The organism is Caulobacter sp. GW821-FHT10F06 (assembly GCF_058809215.1).
On the sequence record NZ_JBXASK010000012.1, the window covers coordinates 52,255 to 66,957 of the forward strand.

Genomic DNA, 14,703 nt, shown 5'->3' on the forward strand with positions numbered 1-14,703 from the left:
CCATGACTCGCCTGCTCGAACGCCTGACCCCCTGCGGCCCCGTCGTCGATCCCAAGGCCGCCGAACGGGCGCACGAGGCGATCCTGCGCAAGGCGGGGGAGGCGGCCTCGACCGTCGACGCGGCGTGGGCCGCCCTGGCCCCGGTGTTCGCCGCCTCGCCCTATCTGACCGGTCTTGCGCGGCGCGACGCGGTTCGCCTGCCGTCCATCCTCGAGGCCGATCCGGTGGAGCGCCTGGCGACGATCCTGGCCGCCACCGACGCCGTCGCCGCCGAACCGGACTTTGAGACTGCCCGCCGCGCGCTGCGCGAACTGAAGGCCGACCTGCACCTGCTGACCGCCCTCTGCGACCTGGGCGGCGTCTGGGACCTGGACGCGGTGACCGGCGCCCTGACCCGCTTCGCCGACGCCTCGCTGCGCGCCGCCCTGGCCCAGGCGGTGCGGCAGGAGGTCGATCGCGGCGCCCTGACCCGCATCGGCGACGACGCGGCGGGACCCGCGCCGGGCCTGTTCTGCATCGCCATGGGCAAGCACGGCGCGTTCGAGCTGAACTATTCCAGCGACATCGATTTCTCGATCTTCTACGCGCCCGAGAAGCTGCCGGTCGCCGAGGGCGTCGAGCCGCAGGGCGTGGCGGTGCGCATCGCCAATCATCTGGGCCGCATCCTGCAGGAGCGCACCGCCGACGGCTACGTGTTCCGCATCGACCTGCGGCTGCGGCCCGACCCGTCCTCGACCCCGCCGGCCATGCCGGTCGACGCCGCGCTCGAATACTACGAGACCGTCGGCCAGAACTGGGAGCGCGCCGCCCACATCAAGGCCCGGATCGCGGCCGGCGACCTGGCCGAGGGCGAGGCGTTCCTGGCCGAGCTGCAGCCCTTCATCTGGCGGCGCAACCTGGATTTCGCGGCCATCGCCGACATCCACTCGATCAAGCGCCAGATCCACACCTACAAGGTCGACGACCGCCTGACCGCCAAGGGCGCCGACCTGAAGCTGGGACGCGGCGGCATTCGCGAGATCGAGTTCTTCGTTCAGACCCAGCAGCTGATCCTGGGCGGCCGGCAGAACGATCTGCGCGGTCCCCGCACCCTGGACGCGCTGTTTGCGCTGTCGGCCGCTGGCCACGTCACGCCCGAGGACGCCGGCTGGCTGTCCAAGGCCTATCAGGACCTGCGGGCCCTGGAGCACCGGGCCCAGATGATCGCCGACGAGCAGACCCACAAGCTGCCGGAGTCCGACGCCGACCGGAAGAAGGTCGCGGCGCTGTGGAGCCACGACAACCTGCGCAGCTTCGACGCCGCCGTCGGCAAGATCCTCAAGGGCGTCAATGTCCGCTACGGCCGGCTGTTTGCGGGCGAGGAGGAGCTGTCCTCGCGGTTCGGCAGCCTGGTCTTCACCGGCGTCGAGGACGATCCGGAGACGCTGGCGACTCTCAAGCGCATGGGCTTCTCGTCGCCCGAGCGCGTGGCGGCCACCATCCGCGGCTGGCACCACGGCCACATCGCCGCCACCCGCACCGAGCGGGGCCGCGAGCTCTTCACCCGCCTGGCCCCGCGCCTGCTGGACGCGGCCAACGCCACGGGCGCGCCGGACACCGCCTTCAACCGCTTCGCAGACTTCTTCGCCAGCCTGAGTTCAGGCGTGCAGATCCAGTCGCTGTTCCTGGCTCAGCCGCGTCTGTTCGAGCTGATCGTCGAGGTCATGGCCTTCGCCCCGCGTCTGGCCGCCACCCTGGCGCGGCGGCCGACGGCCCTGGACGCCCTGCTGGATCCGGCCTTCTTCGGACCCATGGACGTGCCCGAGATCGCGCCATGGGACCCGGCCGATTTCGAGGGCGCGATGGACGCCGCTCGCCGCCTGTTCCGCGACCAGAGCTTCCGCATCGGCGTGCGGGTGATGAGCGGCACCGCCGGCGCCCGAGACGTCGGCGCGGCCTTCGCAGGGCTCGGCGACCTGATCGTTGGCGGGCTGGCTCCGGCGGCCCTGGCCGAAACCGTGCGCCTGGGCGGCGACTTCCCCGGCGAGGTTGCGGTGGTGGCGCTGGGCAAGGCCGGCTCGCGCGAGATGACGGCCAAGTCGGACCTCGACCTGATGACGCTCTATGCGGCCGATGACCCTGTCGCCATGTCGTCGATCAAGAGCTGGAGCGCCGACAGCTTCTACGCCCGCTTCACCCAACGCCTGATCTCGGCCCTGTCGGCGCCGACCAGCGAGGGCGGCCTCTACGAGGTCGACATGAAGCTGCGGCCCTCGGGCGCCAAGGGGCCGGTGGCGGTCAGCTTCGCAGCCTTCGAGGACTATTACGAGCGCGAGGCCGAGACCTGGGAGCTGCTGGCCATGACCCGCGCCCGGGTGATGTGGGCCAGCTCGCCGGCCTTCCAGGCCCGCGCCGAGGCCGCCATCGAGGCGGCCCTGCGCCGGGCGCGCGACCCGGTGAAGACCGCACTCGACGTGCTTGAGATGCGCGAGCTGATGGAGCAGGAGCGGCCCGGCAAGGGCGTCTGGGACCTGAAGCTGACCCCCGGCGGCCTGGTCGACATCGAGTTCGTCGCCCAGTTCCTGCAGCTCAAGCACGCCGCCGACGGCGGGCCGCTGGCCCAGAACACCGGCGAGGCGCTGGCGGCTCTGCGCAAGGCGGGCCTGGCCGACGACGCGGCCCTGGCGTCACTGGAGATCGCCTGGCGGTTGGAGCAGGATCTGTCCCAGCTGATCAAGGTGGCGCTGGAGGACGGCGGCGATCCCGAGGCCGAGCCCAAGGCCTTCAAGGCCTTGCTGGCGCGGGCGGGGCATGTGCGCGAGTTCCGCTCGCTGAAAACCAAGCTGACCAAGGCGAAGGTCGAAGCGCGGGCGGCGTTCGAGACGATCGTCAAGGCGCAGGGCTGAACCGGCTTTCCGAAACGCGGCTTGGGATATACATTGCGTATATCCCAAGGAGGTCGCCATGACGCGAACGACCCTTTTCCTCTCCAACAAGACCCAGGCCCTGCGCCTGCCCAAGGACGTCGCCTTCCCCGACCATGTGAAGGAAGTGAAGATCATCAAGGAAGGCAATCGCCGCGTGATCGTGCCGGCCGACTCGTCCTGGGATGATTTCTTCGCCGAGCCCGGGATCGACATCGAACGGCCGCCGCAGCTGCCAGCGGAAAAGCGCGAGGAGTTTTGATGTCGGGCTATATGCTCGATACGGACCTCTGCATAAGAGTGCTGCGAGACCGCACGCCCGAACTGAACGACAAATTCAGTCTGCACGGGGATACGCTTCACATCTCCACCATCACTTTGACCGAACTTCTGGTCGGGGCGGCAAAGTCGATGCGCCCGGAGCAGCACCGGCAGAAGGTGGACTGGTTCGCGGCGCGCGTGAAAGTACTGCCTTTCGACGCCTTGGCGGCGGAGCACGCGGCCGATATCCGCTTCGCTCTCGAGCGCATCGGGCGAAAGATCGGGCCGCATGACTCTCTGATCGCCGGCCATGCGCGGTCGCGCGGTTTGATCGTCGTGACAGGCAATATGCGGGAGTTTGGTCGGGTCGACGGGCTACGCTGCGAAACCTGGTTTCCGGTCGCCGACGGATTTCACGAGGACTGACGTTCAATCGAACATGGGACGGGCTTTCACACGCTCGGAGACTTAGGTCACATGTTCAAATACGCACTGATCGCCAGCGCGGTCGCCATGATCGCCGGCCCCAGCCTGGCCCAGACCAAGGGCGCGGCCGCGCTCGACGCCGATGGCGACGGCAAGGTCACGTTGTCGGAGTTCCAGGCCGGTCGCGGCGCCCAGATGCTGGCCCGTCTCGACACGGACAAGGACGGCAAGCTGTCGAAGGCCGAGTTCGAGGCGATGCGCAAACCCAAGGCCGATGACGCCGCCGCGCCCGTCAAAGGCAAGGGCAGGATGGCCGGCCGGATGTGGTCGAAGGTCGACGCCGACAACGACGGTTTCCTGTCGAAGGCCGAGCTGGACGGCTTCCTGGCTAATCGCTTCAAGCGCATGGACGCCGACAATGACGGCGCCCTGACGATGGCGGAGTTGAAGACCGGCGCCGGCAAGGCGAAGGTCGGGATCTGATTGATGTGTCCGCGCGCGGCGAGGTGAGGTTTGGCGGCCGAGGGGAGCGATCCCGACGAGGCTCTGCTGACGGGGGTGGGCCGGGGCGACCCGACCGCCGTGCGTCAGCTGCTGGACCGACGCCTGCCGCGCGTTCTGGCCCTGGCGCGGCGCATGCTGAACGACGCTGGCGAGGCCGAGGACGTTGCGCAGGAGACGTTCCTGCGGGCCTGGAAGCAGGCGCGGTCTTGGCGGCCGGGCGGGGCGAAGTTCGACACCTGGCTGCACCGCGTGGCGCTGAACCTCTGCTACGACCGCCTGCGCCGCCGCCGCGAGGTGGCGACCGCCGAGCCGCCGGAGCAGGTCGACACCGGTCCCGCGCCGGACGCCGGCCTGATCGGCGCCGACCTGTCCAAACGGGTCGAGGCGGCGCTGGCGGCTTTGCCGGAGCGCCAGCGCGAGGCCATCGTGCTGTGCCATCACCAGGGTTTGGGCAATATCGAAGCCGCCGCCTTGATGGAGATCAGCGTCGAGGCGCTGGAAAGTCTCCTGGGACGGGGCAGAAGGGCGTTGAAGGCGTCGCTGGCCGATCTGCGGGGGCAAGGACGATGATGGAGGTCGAGGCATGACCATGACCGTCGAACGGTTCGCGCAGCTGGCCGAAATCCACGGCGGCGACGTCGCGCGCTGGCCCGAGGCCTGCCGCGAGGACGCTCGCGCGTCGCTGGCCGCCGATCCCGAGACCCTGGGTCCGATTCTGGCCGAGGCGGCGCATCTGGACCGTCTGCTGGATCTGGCGCCGGCCGGGGCGGTGAACGCCGCCCTGCTGGGACGCCTGATCGCCGCCGCGCCCCAGCCGGCCGGCTCGGCCCGGCGCTGGATCGCGGCCCTCGGCGCGGCCTTGGGCCTGGGTGTCGCGGCCATGGCCGGCGTCGCCGTCGGCGTGGCCGTGGGGCAGGGTGAAGGCGTCGAGCGCGGCCACGAGACCGTGATCGCCGCCGACTTCACCACCGATCTTTCCGAGGCCCTCGAGGAGCCCGCCGCCCTATGACCCTTTCCCGTCCGCTGCTGATCGGCCTGATCGTCTCGGCGGCGCTGAACGTGTTCCTGGTCGGCGGCGTGGCCGGCGTCCTGTGGGTGCGCCAGTCCGCCCCGCCGCCGGCGGCCATCGCTCCGGCGCCGGAGTTGGTCTATGCCGCGCCGCCCGCGCAGGCCTCGTCCGAGCCCGATCCGCAACGCCCCTCGCCGCCGCCGCGTTCGCCCGCCGTGGCGACCCCGGCTGACAGTGAGAAGGCTGCGCGTCCGGCGCTCTGGACCGCTGGCCAGGGCCTGTCGCAGGACAGCCGCAAGGCGCTGCGCCTGGCTCTGCGGGAGGCCAACAAGCGCAACCAGCCCCTCGTGCGCCAGGCGCGCGGCGAGCGGCAGGCGGCTCTGGAGGCGATGAAGTCCAAGACCTATGATCCGGCCGAGACAGCCAAGCGCCTGGCGGCCGCGCGGGCCCTGGACGTGCAGGCGCGGGGCAATGTCGAGACCGCCGTGGCCAACTACGCCGCCAGCCTGTCGCCCGAGGAGCGGGCGGCGCTGTCGGACGGTCTGGCCCGGGTCTATGCGCCGCGTCCGCGCCTGAACGCCGTCCCGCGCTGAGCCTAGCGGGCGGCGACCAGGGCCTGGACGTCGCGGATCAGGCGGTCGATCGTCGGGTTCCAATCGGCGTCCCTGGAGCCCTGGCGATAGAGCTTGAGGCTGGGATACCAGGGCGAATCCTCGCGGTCCTGCAGCCAGCGCCAGTCGGTCCCGAACGACGGCAGCAGCACATAGCCCGGACGACCCATGGCCCCGACCAGATGGGCCACCGAGGTGTCGACGGAGATGACCAGATCCAGTTGCTGGACCAAGGCGGCGGTCTCGGCAAAGTCCTTGGCGCCGCTTTCGGCCGGGTCCAGGCCGATCACCTGTCCGGGCAAGCTGGCGCGCAGCCGGGCCATGGCCTCGGGCGGCAGCGAGCGCTTGCGATCGTTGGAGTGCTTGGGATTGCCCTTCAGCTGCACGCCGATCTTGAAGCCCGGCGGAAGCAGCGGCCATTTCGACGCCGTCCTCAGATAGGGCTCGGCGGGCAGGGCCGCGAGCGTCGCTCCCAGGTCGCCGGCCAGGGCGCCGATGACGGTCCAGTAGTCCGGGTCTGGGAAGTCCACCGATCCAGCGGCGGCCAGGACCTTGGCGTCGGGGAAGCTGTGGGCGAGCAGCGGAACCAGGGTGGGTGACACCAGCGCCACCACCTCGGCGCCGGCGGCCAGCAGGGCGGGGATGAAGCGGGCGAACTGCATCTGGTCGCCCAGGCCCTGCTCGGGGAAGATGGCGATGCGCTTGCCCTTCAGGTCGTCGCCGCGCCAGCGCGGGAACGGAAAGGCGTCCGCGGTGGGCAGCGCCATCGACGGGATCTGGTGCCGGGACTCGTAGAGCTTCCAGCCCTCCTCGTACTGGCCCAGGGCCAGCACCGCCAGCGACAGCGCCTGGCGCATCGGCGCGGCGTCGGGGGCGAGGCTTACGGCCCGTCGCAAGGTCCGCTCGGCCTCTTCCAGCTGGCCGAACTGCGTTTGCAGCACGCCCATCCGCAACAGGACGGCGAGGTTGCGAGGGTCAGCCCGCGCGATCTTGCGATAGCCGTCCAGGGCCTGGCGCGGGCGGCCGTTCTCATGCGAGGCGACGGCGGCGGCGAAGAGCGCGGCTGTTGACGTTTTCGAACTCACGGCCCGACTCTGCTCCCCCGATGCGCCCTTGGGTTGGGGCAGAAAACAAGGTTCGCTGTCAATGGACAGGCTACGATCTGTCTACCGGCCAAAACATCCTTTTCCGCGTAACCATTCGCCAAGCCCGTGCGTATCTTCACGCGAGACCGCTTTCCGGAGACCGCCATGCTGATCCGCCACGCCCCTGACCTGACCGAGAACGACGTCACCGGTCACGGGCTGTATCTGCGCCGGCGCGCGTTCCTGGGCGCGGCGGCGGGCTTGGGCCTGGGCGGTCTGGCCGGAGCGGCCGGCGCCGCGCCGCTCAGCTATGCGAAGGGCTTCTCGACCACCGAGAAGGCCACGTCCAAGGACGACATCACGGGCTACAACAACTTCTATGAGTTCGGCGCCGACAAGGGCGATCCGGCCGAGAACGCCGGCCAGCTGAAGACCCGGCCCTGGACGGTGCGCATCGACGGCGCCTGCGAGGCGCCGCGCACGGTCGGCATCGACGAGCTGACCAAGGCCAACAAGCTGGAGGAGCGCATCTATCGCATGCGCTGCGTCGAGGGCTGGTCGATGGTGATCCCCTGGGTCGGCTTCCCGCTGAAGGACCTGATCGCCTCGGTCAAGCCGACCTCCAAGGCTAAGTACGTCGCCTTCGAGACCCTGATGCGGCCCTCGGAAATGCCGGGCCAGCGCGACCAGCTGCTCGATTTTCCGTACCGCGAGGGCCTGCGGATCGACGAGGCGACCCATCCCCTGACCCTGCTGGCGGTGGGCCTGTATGGCGAGACCCTGCCCAACCAGAACGGCGCGCCCCTGCGGCTGGTGGTGCCGTGGAAATATGGCTTCAAGGGCATCAAGTCGATCGTGCGCATCACCCTGACCGAGACGCAGCCGGCCACGGCGTGGAACAAGCTGGCGCCGCGCGAGTACGGCTTCTATTCCAACGTCAATCCGGCCGTGGACCATCCTCGCTGGTCGCAGGCCACCGAGCGTCGCATCGGCGAGTTTCGCCGCCGCGAGACCCTGCCGTTCAACGGCTATGGCGAGTATGTCGCCAATCTCTATCGCGGCATGGACCTGAAGAAGTTCTACTGATGGCGTCGGCGAAGAAGCGCCCGTCGAAGGCGCGCGACAACCTTGTCTACGCCCTGGTCTGGCTGGCCTGTTTCGCGCCCCTGGCCTGGCTGGCGTGGAAGGGCTTCAACGGCGATCTGGGCGCCAATCCGATCGAGGCGCTGATCCGCCAGCTGGGCGTCTGGGGCCTGCGGCTGCTGCTCGTCGGCCTGGCCATCACGCCGGCGGCGCGGATCTTCAGGCAGCCGCGGCTGGTGCGCTTTCGGCGCACGGTGGGGCTGTTCGCCTTCGCCTATATCGTGCTGCACCTCTTCAGCTATGTCGGCGTCGATCTCTATTTCGACGTCGGCCAGCTGTGGAAGGACATCCTCAAGCGGCCCTTCATTACCCTGGGCATGCTGGGCTTCGTGCTGCTGATCCCGCTGGCGGTGACCTCGACCAACGGCTGGGTCATCCGCATGGGCCGGACGGCGTGGCAGCGGCTGCACTGGCTGATCTACCTGATCGCGCCGCTGGGCGTGGCCCACTACTATCTGCTGGTGAAGGCCGACCACCGGCCGCCGCTGGTCTATGCGGCGGTTTTCGCGGCGCTGATGGGTTGGCGGGTTTGGGATCGGGCTAAGCGCTAAACTCCCTTCCCCCTTGATGGGGGAAGGGTTGGGGATGGGGGTGACGCGGCGGTTCAACTGGCAAGCGCCCTATCACCCCCACCCAACCCTCCCCCATCAAGGGGGAAGGGCTTATTTCAGCGACTTCGCATACGCCTGCGCCTGCCCGATCAGCCGCAGCACGTTGCCGCTCCAGATCGCCTCGATGTCGGCGTCGCTATAGCCCTCGGCCTTCAGGCGGGCGGTGATCTTGGGCAGGTCGGCCACGTCCTCCAGGCCCTCGACGCCGCCGCCGCCGTCCCAGTCCGCGCCGACGCAGACATGCTGCGGGCCGGCGATCTTCAGGGTGTGCAGCATGCTGGCCATGTAGATGTCGAAGTTGGCGCGGACCGGCGGATACTGCTTGTCGATCGCCACGCGCTTTGCGGTCCAGGCCACGACGTCGGTCTGGCTGGCCTCGTCGCGCGGCGGGCGGCCCAGGGTCTTCAGCGCCGCGTCACGCTCGGGCGTGGACTTCGAGGGGACCAGGTAGACCGAGTTGATGCAGATCGCGCCGCCGCCGTCGGCGATGGTCTTGATATGTTTGTCGTCGAGATTGCGCGGATGGTCCGACACCGCCCGCGCGCCCGAGTGCGAGGCGATCACCGGCGACTTCGACAGGGCCACGGCCTGGTCGACCACGTCGTCGGAGGCGTGGCTGACGTCGATCAGGATGCCCAGGCGGTTGGCCTCGGCGATCCAGCGCAGGCCCAGCGGCGAGAAGCCGTTCCAGATCTTCCCCTTGGGATCGGTCGAGCTGTCGGCGAACTGGTTGTTGCGGAAGTGGACCGGGCCGGCCATCCGCACTCCGGCCGCGTAGAAGGTCTGCATCAGGGTGAGGTCCTCACCCATCGGCCAGCTGTTCTCGATGCTCTGGAAGGCGAAGATCTTGCCGGCCTTATTGATGCGCACGGCGTCTTCCGGCGTGAAGGCCAGCTCGAAGGCGTCGGGGTGGGCGGCGACCATCTCACGGATGTCGACGGCGCGCTTGAGGGCGAAGTCGCGGGCGAAGCGATAGCCCTCGGCGGTCAGGTCGCCCTGGCCGGTGTAGATCACGAAGAACCCGCCATCCAGGCCGCCGGCCTTCATGCGCGGCAGGTCCACCTGGCTGCCGTCCAGGGTGACCGCGTGGCCCTCCATCATGCTCCAGCCCGGCCGCGCGAAGTGCTCGGGCGTGTCCAGGTGGGTGTCCAGGGTCAGCATCTTCATGTGCGCCGCCAGATCGGCCTTCGACACGGCCGGCTTGGGCGCGGGCGGCGTCGCGGCATGGGCGGCGGCGGAGGCGAGCAGGGCGGCGGAGCCGAGCAGGACGGTCAGCAGGCGATTGGGCATCGAGGCTCCGGGGACTCACGCGACTGGGAACGGCCACGCTCACGGATGCGACGAGAGGCGTCAAGGCGAAGCGGCCACGGGGCCGTCAGAACAACCCCAGCGCCTTGAAGCTGGCCACGCCCTCGCGCCCCACCACCAGATGGTCGTGGACGTTGATCTTCAGCGCGCGGCCGGCTTCGACGATCTGCTTGGTCATGTCGATGTCGGGGCGTGACGGGTTGGGATCGCCGCTGGGGTGGTTGTGCAGCAGGATGATGTTGCTGCTCGACAGCTCCAGCGCCCGGCGCATCACCTCACGCGGGTAGACCGGGGCGTGGTCGACCGTGCCGTGGTTCATGATCTCGTCGGCGATCAGTTGGTTCTTCTTGTCCAGGAACAGCACCCGAAATTGTTCGCGGGGCTCGTTGGCCAGGGCGACACGCACATAGCCTAGCAGGGCGCTCCACGACGAGATCACCGGCCGCTTGGCGATCTTGTCGCGCCCGGCCCGCATGGCGGCCTCGTGCAGCAGCTTGATGTCGATGGCGGCGGACTCGCCGACGCCGGGCACGGTCTTCAGCTCCTCGATGCTGGCGCCGATCACCGCGCCGAACGAGCCGAACCGCGCCAGCAGCGCCTTGGCCAGCGGCTTGACGTCGCCGCGCGCGAAGGTGCGGAAGAGATACAGCTCCAGCAGTTCATAGTCGGGCAAGGCCACCAGCCCGCCGGCCTTGGCCCGGGCGCGCAGCCGCTCGCGATGGCCCATGTGATGCGACGCCGCCGTCAGCTTGGCCGGCGCCGCGTCGGACAAGCCCAGAGTTCTCGCGCTGACCATACCGCCCCCGAGTCAGAGGCGAGAGCTTGGCCTTAACAATCGATGGTTGTCTAGAGCGCCGAGGCGCGCTGGCCGTCAGTTGGCGAGACCCAGGGCGGTCATGGCCTTTTGCAGGCGCCGGCGCGGCTGCACGATCTCGCCCAGGCGCCGCAGCGGATGGAAGTGCATCGGCTTGATCCGCTGAGGCCAGGCGTCGGCGGACTCGATCCGGGCGACCTCGAACAGCTTGGGCATGCCGTAGTCGTCCAGCACCAGCGCCTCCCAGTCGCGCAGGATCTCGTCGTAGCGGTCCTGCAGGACGGTGTTGGTCGGGTCGAGGTTGCGCACGATGGTCAGGCCCGTGGGGCGGGCGTCCAGGCAGTGGACCTGCAGGTCGGGTCGATACTGGCGCAGGACGGGGATGATCTTCCACACGTCGCCGGCCCAGTAGCCCGGATGGTTGCTGGGCTTGTCGACGTCGACCTCGCGGTGCGGGCGGGTCATGTGGACGTCCAGCGGGATGCAGTCGTGCATGACCACGATCGCGTTGCGGGCGCAGTGCTTCTCGGTGTTGATGAAGTCGCGCAGCAGGAACGGGAACTCGTGCATGCCGTCCAGGAAGGCCAGGTCAATCTTGCGGCCCAGGTCGCGGCGCGGGCTGTGGCGCGCGAAATAGTCGTCGCTGGTGAGCTCCCGCAGCGTGACGCGCGACGGGTCGATCTTCACCTCGGGCGACAGCTGGAAGATCGGGTCCACGGCCACAGACCGACAGCGCGACAACCGCAGGGTCTCGCCGTGCAACGTGCCGATCTCGAAGTAGGAATGCGGCTCGGCCTTGGTGTGCAGATGGTGCAGCACCGAGGTGTAGAACAGGCCGTCGATCGAGATCTCGGTGTCGTTCTGGGTGAGACGCGCGCTCATGGACTGTTTCCGATCGGCAAGGTTGCGCGCAACCTACGTTATCGAATCCAGGTCAGACCATCGGAAAGATCGGCTGCTCAGGCGCCCAGGATCGCGGGCTGGAACAGGCCGGCGGGCGAGGCGGTGAAGATCTCGTAGCCGTCTTCCGTCACGCCGATCGAGTGCTCGCACTGGGCCGACAGCGACTTGTCGCGGGTCACGGCGGTCCAGCCGTCGCCCAGCACCTTCACGGCCGGCTTGCCCAGGTTCACCATCGGCTCGACGGTGAAGAACATGCCCGGCTTCAGCACCGCGCCTTGGCCCGGACGGCCGAAGTGCAGGATGTTGGGGGCGTCGTGGAACACCTTGCCCAGGCCGTGGCCGCAGAAGTCGCGCACCACCGAGCAGCGCTGCGCCTCGACATAGGACTGGATGGCGTGGCCGATGTCGCCCAGGGTCGCGCCCGGCTTCACCGCGGCCAGGCCGCGCGCCATGCCTTCATAGGTGATCTCGACCAGGCGACGGGCGCGGGGGCCCACTTCGCCGACGCCGTACATCCGCGAGGTGTCGCCGTGCCAGCCGTCGACGATCACGGTCACGTCGATATTGACGATGTCGCCCTCGCGCAGGTTCCAGTCGCCCGGGATGCCGTGGCAGACCACGTGGTTGCGCGAGATGCAGACCGTCTTGGGATAGCCGCGATAGTACAGGCAGGCCGGCAGGGCCTTGTGGTCGAGGATGAACTCGCGGGCCAGGGTGTCCAGATGGTCCGACGACACGCCGGGCACGACGTGCGGGATCAGCATGTCCAGGCACTCGGCGGCCAACTTGCCGGCGGCGCGCATGCCTTCGAAATCGGCCGGCTTGTGGATCTTGATCGCGCCCGTACGGGTCTCGGCTTCGATCTCTTGCAGGTCGTCCAGGGTCATGGCGTACTCGAATGTCAGATCGCCGATGACCCGGGGGGAGCGGGCGTCGCGCCCGGGGGGAGGCGGCGCGACAGGCGAATGTCGGGACTTATGTCGCGACTATAGCATGAAAGTTCAACCGCCGCCTGGGTTGCGATGAAGACTTTCGCCGTCAGGAGCGCGTGCGGCGCACCTCTCCGGCGTGGGTGGCGGCCTTGATCTCGCCCAGCGACGTGGCTTCCAGCGTCGTGGGCGTGTCGCGCCGCACATGGCAGACGCCCTTGTAGCGGGTGACCCGGCCCGAATCCTTCTCGGTGACGTCGGCGGTGAACTTCACGTCCCACTCGCCCGGCTTGCCGGTCGCGACGGGGTCCATGTCGGATGAGCTGACACTGTTGATCGGCCCCAGCTTGAACTGATCTTCCAGCTTGGAGGTGCAGGCCTTGAACGCGAAGACGGCGCGCAGGGCGGTCATCATTCCGCTCTCCTTGCCGTTCGCGCCGGGGCTGCAGGCGGACAGGGCCAGGGCGAGACTGAACGCCGCCGCGGTCGAGAGCTTCATGATCGAACGATCCCCAAGGTTCGGCGGGGAGGGTTAGCGAGATGCGAGCCGATTGCAGCTTAAATCGCTGTCATGTGGGCGTTGGCCGCCAATCGATCCGACGCTTCAGCTTGATCTGATCGGTCCCGACCTCGCACGCATAGACCAGCACCTCTACGCCGGCCTGCGACGCCAACCGCAGGCCTCGCGCGAAGGCCGGATCCAGATCCGCGCAAGCCTTGAAGCTCTCGCAGTCCTCGCGCTGAACCACGAACAGCGCCACCGCGCGGTCCCGCGCCGCGACCTGCGCCGCCAGGTCCGCGAGGTGTCGCGTCGAGCGCGCCGCCACGCAGTCGGGAAACTCCGCCAGGCCCGCCGTTCTCGACAAATGCACGTTCTTGACCTCCAGCCAGCACGGCGGGCGGTCCGGCCCGGCCAGCAGGAAGTCGACCCGGCTGGCCTCGGCGTATTTCACCTCGGGGCGCACGGTCGCGTAGCCGGCCAGTTCGGGGATGGCGCCCGTCGCCAGGGCCTCGGCGACCAGCTTGTTGGGCAGCATCGTGTTGACCCCGACCAGTCCGCCGCCGGCCTCCACCAACTGTAGGGTCCAGGGCAGCTTGCGCTTGGGATCGTCCGACCAAGACACCCAGGCGCCCTGGCCGGGCAGGTTGACGCCCAGCATCGCGCCGGGATTGGGGCAGTGGGCGGTGATCTCTCGGCCGTCGTCCAGCACCATGTCGGCGAAGAAGCGCTTGTAGCGTTGGACCAGACGGCCGCGAACGAGCGGTTGCGGGAGAAGCATGCGGGCCCTAAGTCGGATCAAGCAGTGACGACGGATGTAAGGGAGCGACGCGATGACGGCCAGCGGTGAACGCGTGACGGCGGCGGTTCTGATCATCGGCGACGAGATCCTGTCGGGCCGCACCCAGGACGTGAACCTCAACGCCATCGCCAAATATCTGGCCACCTACGGCGTCGACCTCGCCGAGGCCCGTGTGGTGCCCGACATCGAGGACGAGATCGTCGACGCGGTGAACCACCTGCGGACCAAGTACGACTACCTGATCACCACCGGCGGCATCGGTCCGACCCACGACGACATCACCGCCGACTCGGTGGCCAAGGCGTTCGGCGTCACCGCGCCCGAGCATCCCGAGATCATGGCCATGCTGCGCGAGCGCTGGGGCGAGCCCAACGCCGCCCGCCGTCGCATGGCCCACGTGCCCGAAGGCGGCTCGCTGGTGAAGAACCCGGTGCAGGGCCCGCCGGGCTTTCAGAAAGAGAATGTTTTCGTGCTGGCCGGGGTGCCGGCGATCATGCGCGGCATGCTCGACGACGTCGGACCGCGCCTGCGCACCGGGGCGGTGGTGATCAGCAAGACCGTCCGCGTCACCGGCACGGGCGAAGGCACGATCGCGGCGCCGCTGGAAGCGGTGGCCAAGGCCCATCCGGACATGTCGCTGGGCAGCTATCCGTTCTTCAGCCCGCCCGACGTCTACGGCGCCAACCTGGTCGTGCGCGGTCGCGATCCGGCCGAGGTCGACGCGGCGATCGAGGAGCTGGTGGCGGCGCTCACCGAAGCCGGCGCGGCCAATATCGAGCGGATCACGCCCGAGGCCTAAGGCTTGGTAGGGACGGTGGGACTCGAACCCACACGGATTGCTCCAACGGATTTTAAGTCCGGCGCGTCTACCATTCCGCCACGTCCCCAAGGTAGG

At 68.8% G+C, this 14,703-nt stretch carries 16 protein-coding genes, 1 tRNA gene and 1 pseudogene; 10 read left to right on the top strand and 8 right to left on the bottom strand.

Annotated elements, in window-relative coordinates; all coding sequences use genetic code 11:
• The first annotated feature begins 2 nt into the window (after positions 1-2).
• From AC1RUS_RS22130 to AC1RUS_RS22160, 7 genes are read left to right on the top strand one after another with little or no spacing between them, the layout of a single operon-like run.
• Complete coding sequence (locus AC1RUS_RS22130; RefSeq protein ID WP_492918867.1) at positions 3-2,885, top strand: bifunctional [glutamine synthetase] adenylyltransferase/[glutamine synthetase]-adenylyl-L-tyrosine phosphorylase; 2,883 nt, start codon at positions 3-5, stop codon at positions 2,883-2,885.
• A gap of 58 nt (positions 2,886-2,943) precedes the next feature.
• Positions 2,944-3,165 carry a type II toxin-antitoxin system VapB family antitoxin gene (vapB, locus tag AC1RUS_RS22135; RefSeq protein WP_492918783.1) on the top strand — a complete coding sequence of 74 codons (222 nt, stop codon included), beginning with the start codon at positions 2,944-2,946 and terminating at the stop codon, positions 3,163-3,165.
• Positions 3,165-3,590, top strand: a complete 426-nt coding sequence (locus tag AC1RUS_RS22140; protein WP_492918784.1) for a type II toxin-antitoxin system VapC family toxin — start codon at positions 3,165-3,167, stop codon at positions 3,588-3,590. The genes vapB and AC1RUS_RS22140 overlap by 1 nt, the downstream gene beginning before the upstream one ends.
• A 51-nt stretch (positions 3,591-3,641) precedes the next feature.
• On the top strand, positions 3,642-4,073 hold the full coding sequence (locus AC1RUS_RS22145; RefSeq protein ID WP_492918785.1) for an EF-hand domain-containing protein: 432 nt from the start codon (positions 3,642-3,644) through the stop codon (positions 4,071-4,073).
• A 30-nt stretch (positions 4,074-4,103) separates the two neighbouring features.
• Entirely contained in the window at positions 4,104-4,664 is a 561-nt protein-coding gene (locus AC1RUS_RS22150; RefSeq protein ID WP_492918786.1) for an RNA polymerase sigma factor, read from the top strand.
• A 13-nt stretch (positions 4,665-4,677) separates the two neighbouring features.
• Positions 4,678-5,103 (top strand): hypothetical protein, encoded by a 426-nt coding sequence (locus AC1RUS_RS22155; protein ID WP_492918787.1) that lies wholly within the window; start codon positions 4,678-4,680, stop codon positions 5,101-5,103.
• On the top strand, positions 5,100-5,696 hold the full coding sequence (locus tag AC1RUS_RS22160; protein ID WP_492918788.1) for a periplasmic heavy metal sensor: 597 nt from the start codon (positions 5,100-5,102) through the stop codon (positions 5,694-5,696). The genes AC1RUS_RS22155 and AC1RUS_RS22160 overlap by 4 nt, the downstream gene beginning before the upstream one ends.
• Positions 5,697-5,698: 2 nt before the next feature.
• Here AC1RUS_RS22160 and AC1RUS_RS22165 read toward each other — a convergent pair whose 3' ends face one another.
• Entirely contained in the window at positions 5,699-6,799 is a 1,101-nt protein-coding gene (locus AC1RUS_RS22165) for a tetratricopeptide repeat protein (RefSeq protein WP_492918789.1), read from the bottom strand.
• A 165-nt stretch (positions 6,800-6,964) separates the two neighbouring features.
• Here AC1RUS_RS22165 and msrP point away from each other — a divergent pair, with 165 nt between their 5' ends.
• Positions 6,965-7,885 carry a protein-methionine-sulfoxide reductase catalytic subunit MsrP gene (gene msrP / locus AC1RUS_RS22170; RefSeq protein ID WP_492918790.1) on the top strand — a complete coding sequence of 307 codons (921 nt, stop codon included), beginning with the start codon at positions 6,965-6,967 and terminating at the stop codon, positions 7,883-7,885.
• Positions 7,885-8,493, top strand: coding sequence for a protein-methionine-sulfoxide reductase heme-binding subunit MsrQ (gene msrQ / locus AC1RUS_RS22175; RefSeq protein WP_492918791.1), 609 nt, complete (start codon positions 7,885-7,887; stop codon positions 8,491-8,493). The genes msrP and msrQ overlap by 1 nt, the downstream gene beginning before the upstream one ends.
• A 111-nt stretch (positions 8,494-8,604) precedes the next feature.
• On the opposite strand, the gene AC1RUS_RS22180 is transcribed toward msrQ, so the two are convergent.
• The 6 genes and pseudogenes from AC1RUS_RS22180 to sfsA all read right to left on the bottom strand — a co-directional run bounded on the left by AC1RUS_RS22180 (position 8,605) and on the right by sfsA (position 13,787).
• Complete coding sequence (locus AC1RUS_RS22180; protein WP_492918792.1) at positions 8,605-9,843, bottom strand: dipeptidase; 1,239 nt, start codon at positions 9,841-9,843, stop codon at positions 8,605-8,607.
• Positions 9,844-9,928: 85 nt separating this feature from the next.
• A complete protein-coding gene (radC, locus tag AC1RUS_RS22185) occupies positions 9,929-10,657 on the bottom strand; it encodes a RadC family protein (RefSeq protein ID WP_492918793.1) in 729 nt (242 codons plus the stop codon).
• 75 nt (positions 10,658-10,732) lie between these two features.
• The gene (locus AC1RUS_RS22190) at positions 10,733-11,557 is read right to left on the bottom strand and encodes a class I SAM-dependent methyltransferase (protein WP_492918794.1); all 825 of its coding nucleotides are present in this window, start codon (positions 11,555-11,557) and stop codon (positions 10,733-10,735) included.
• A gap of 77 nt (positions 11,558-11,634) precedes the next feature.
• Entirely contained in the window at positions 11,635-12,465 is an 831-nt protein-coding gene (map, locus tag AC1RUS_RS22195) for a type I methionyl aminopeptidase (protein WP_492918795.1), read from the bottom strand.
• A 151-nt stretch (positions 12,466-12,616) separates the two neighbouring features.
• Positions 12,617-13,006 carry a hypothetical protein gene (locus AC1RUS_RS22200; RefSeq protein WP_492918796.1) on the bottom strand — a complete coding sequence of 130 codons (390 nt, stop codon included), beginning with the start codon at positions 13,004-13,006 and terminating at the stop codon, positions 12,617-12,619.
• 59 nt (positions 13,007-13,065) lie between these two features.
• Positions 13,066-13,787: pseudogene (gene sfsA, locus AC1RUS_RS22205) on the bottom strand (DNA/RNA nuclease SfsA).
• Between the two features lie 52 nt (positions 13,788-13,839).
• Here sfsA and AC1RUS_RS22210 point away from each other — a divergent pair.
• A complete protein-coding gene (locus AC1RUS_RS22210) occupies positions 13,840-14,607 on the top strand; it encodes a competence/damage-inducible protein A (protein WP_492918797.1) in 768 nt (255 codons plus the stop codon).
• A gap of 4 nt (positions 14,608-14,611) precedes the next feature.
• Here the strand turns inward: AC1RUS_RS22210 and AC1RUS_RS22215 are convergent.
• Positions 14,612-14,695: transfer RNA gene (locus tag AC1RUS_RS22215), tRNA-Leu, on the bottom strand.
• Positions 14,696-14,703 lie beyond the last annotated feature (8 nt).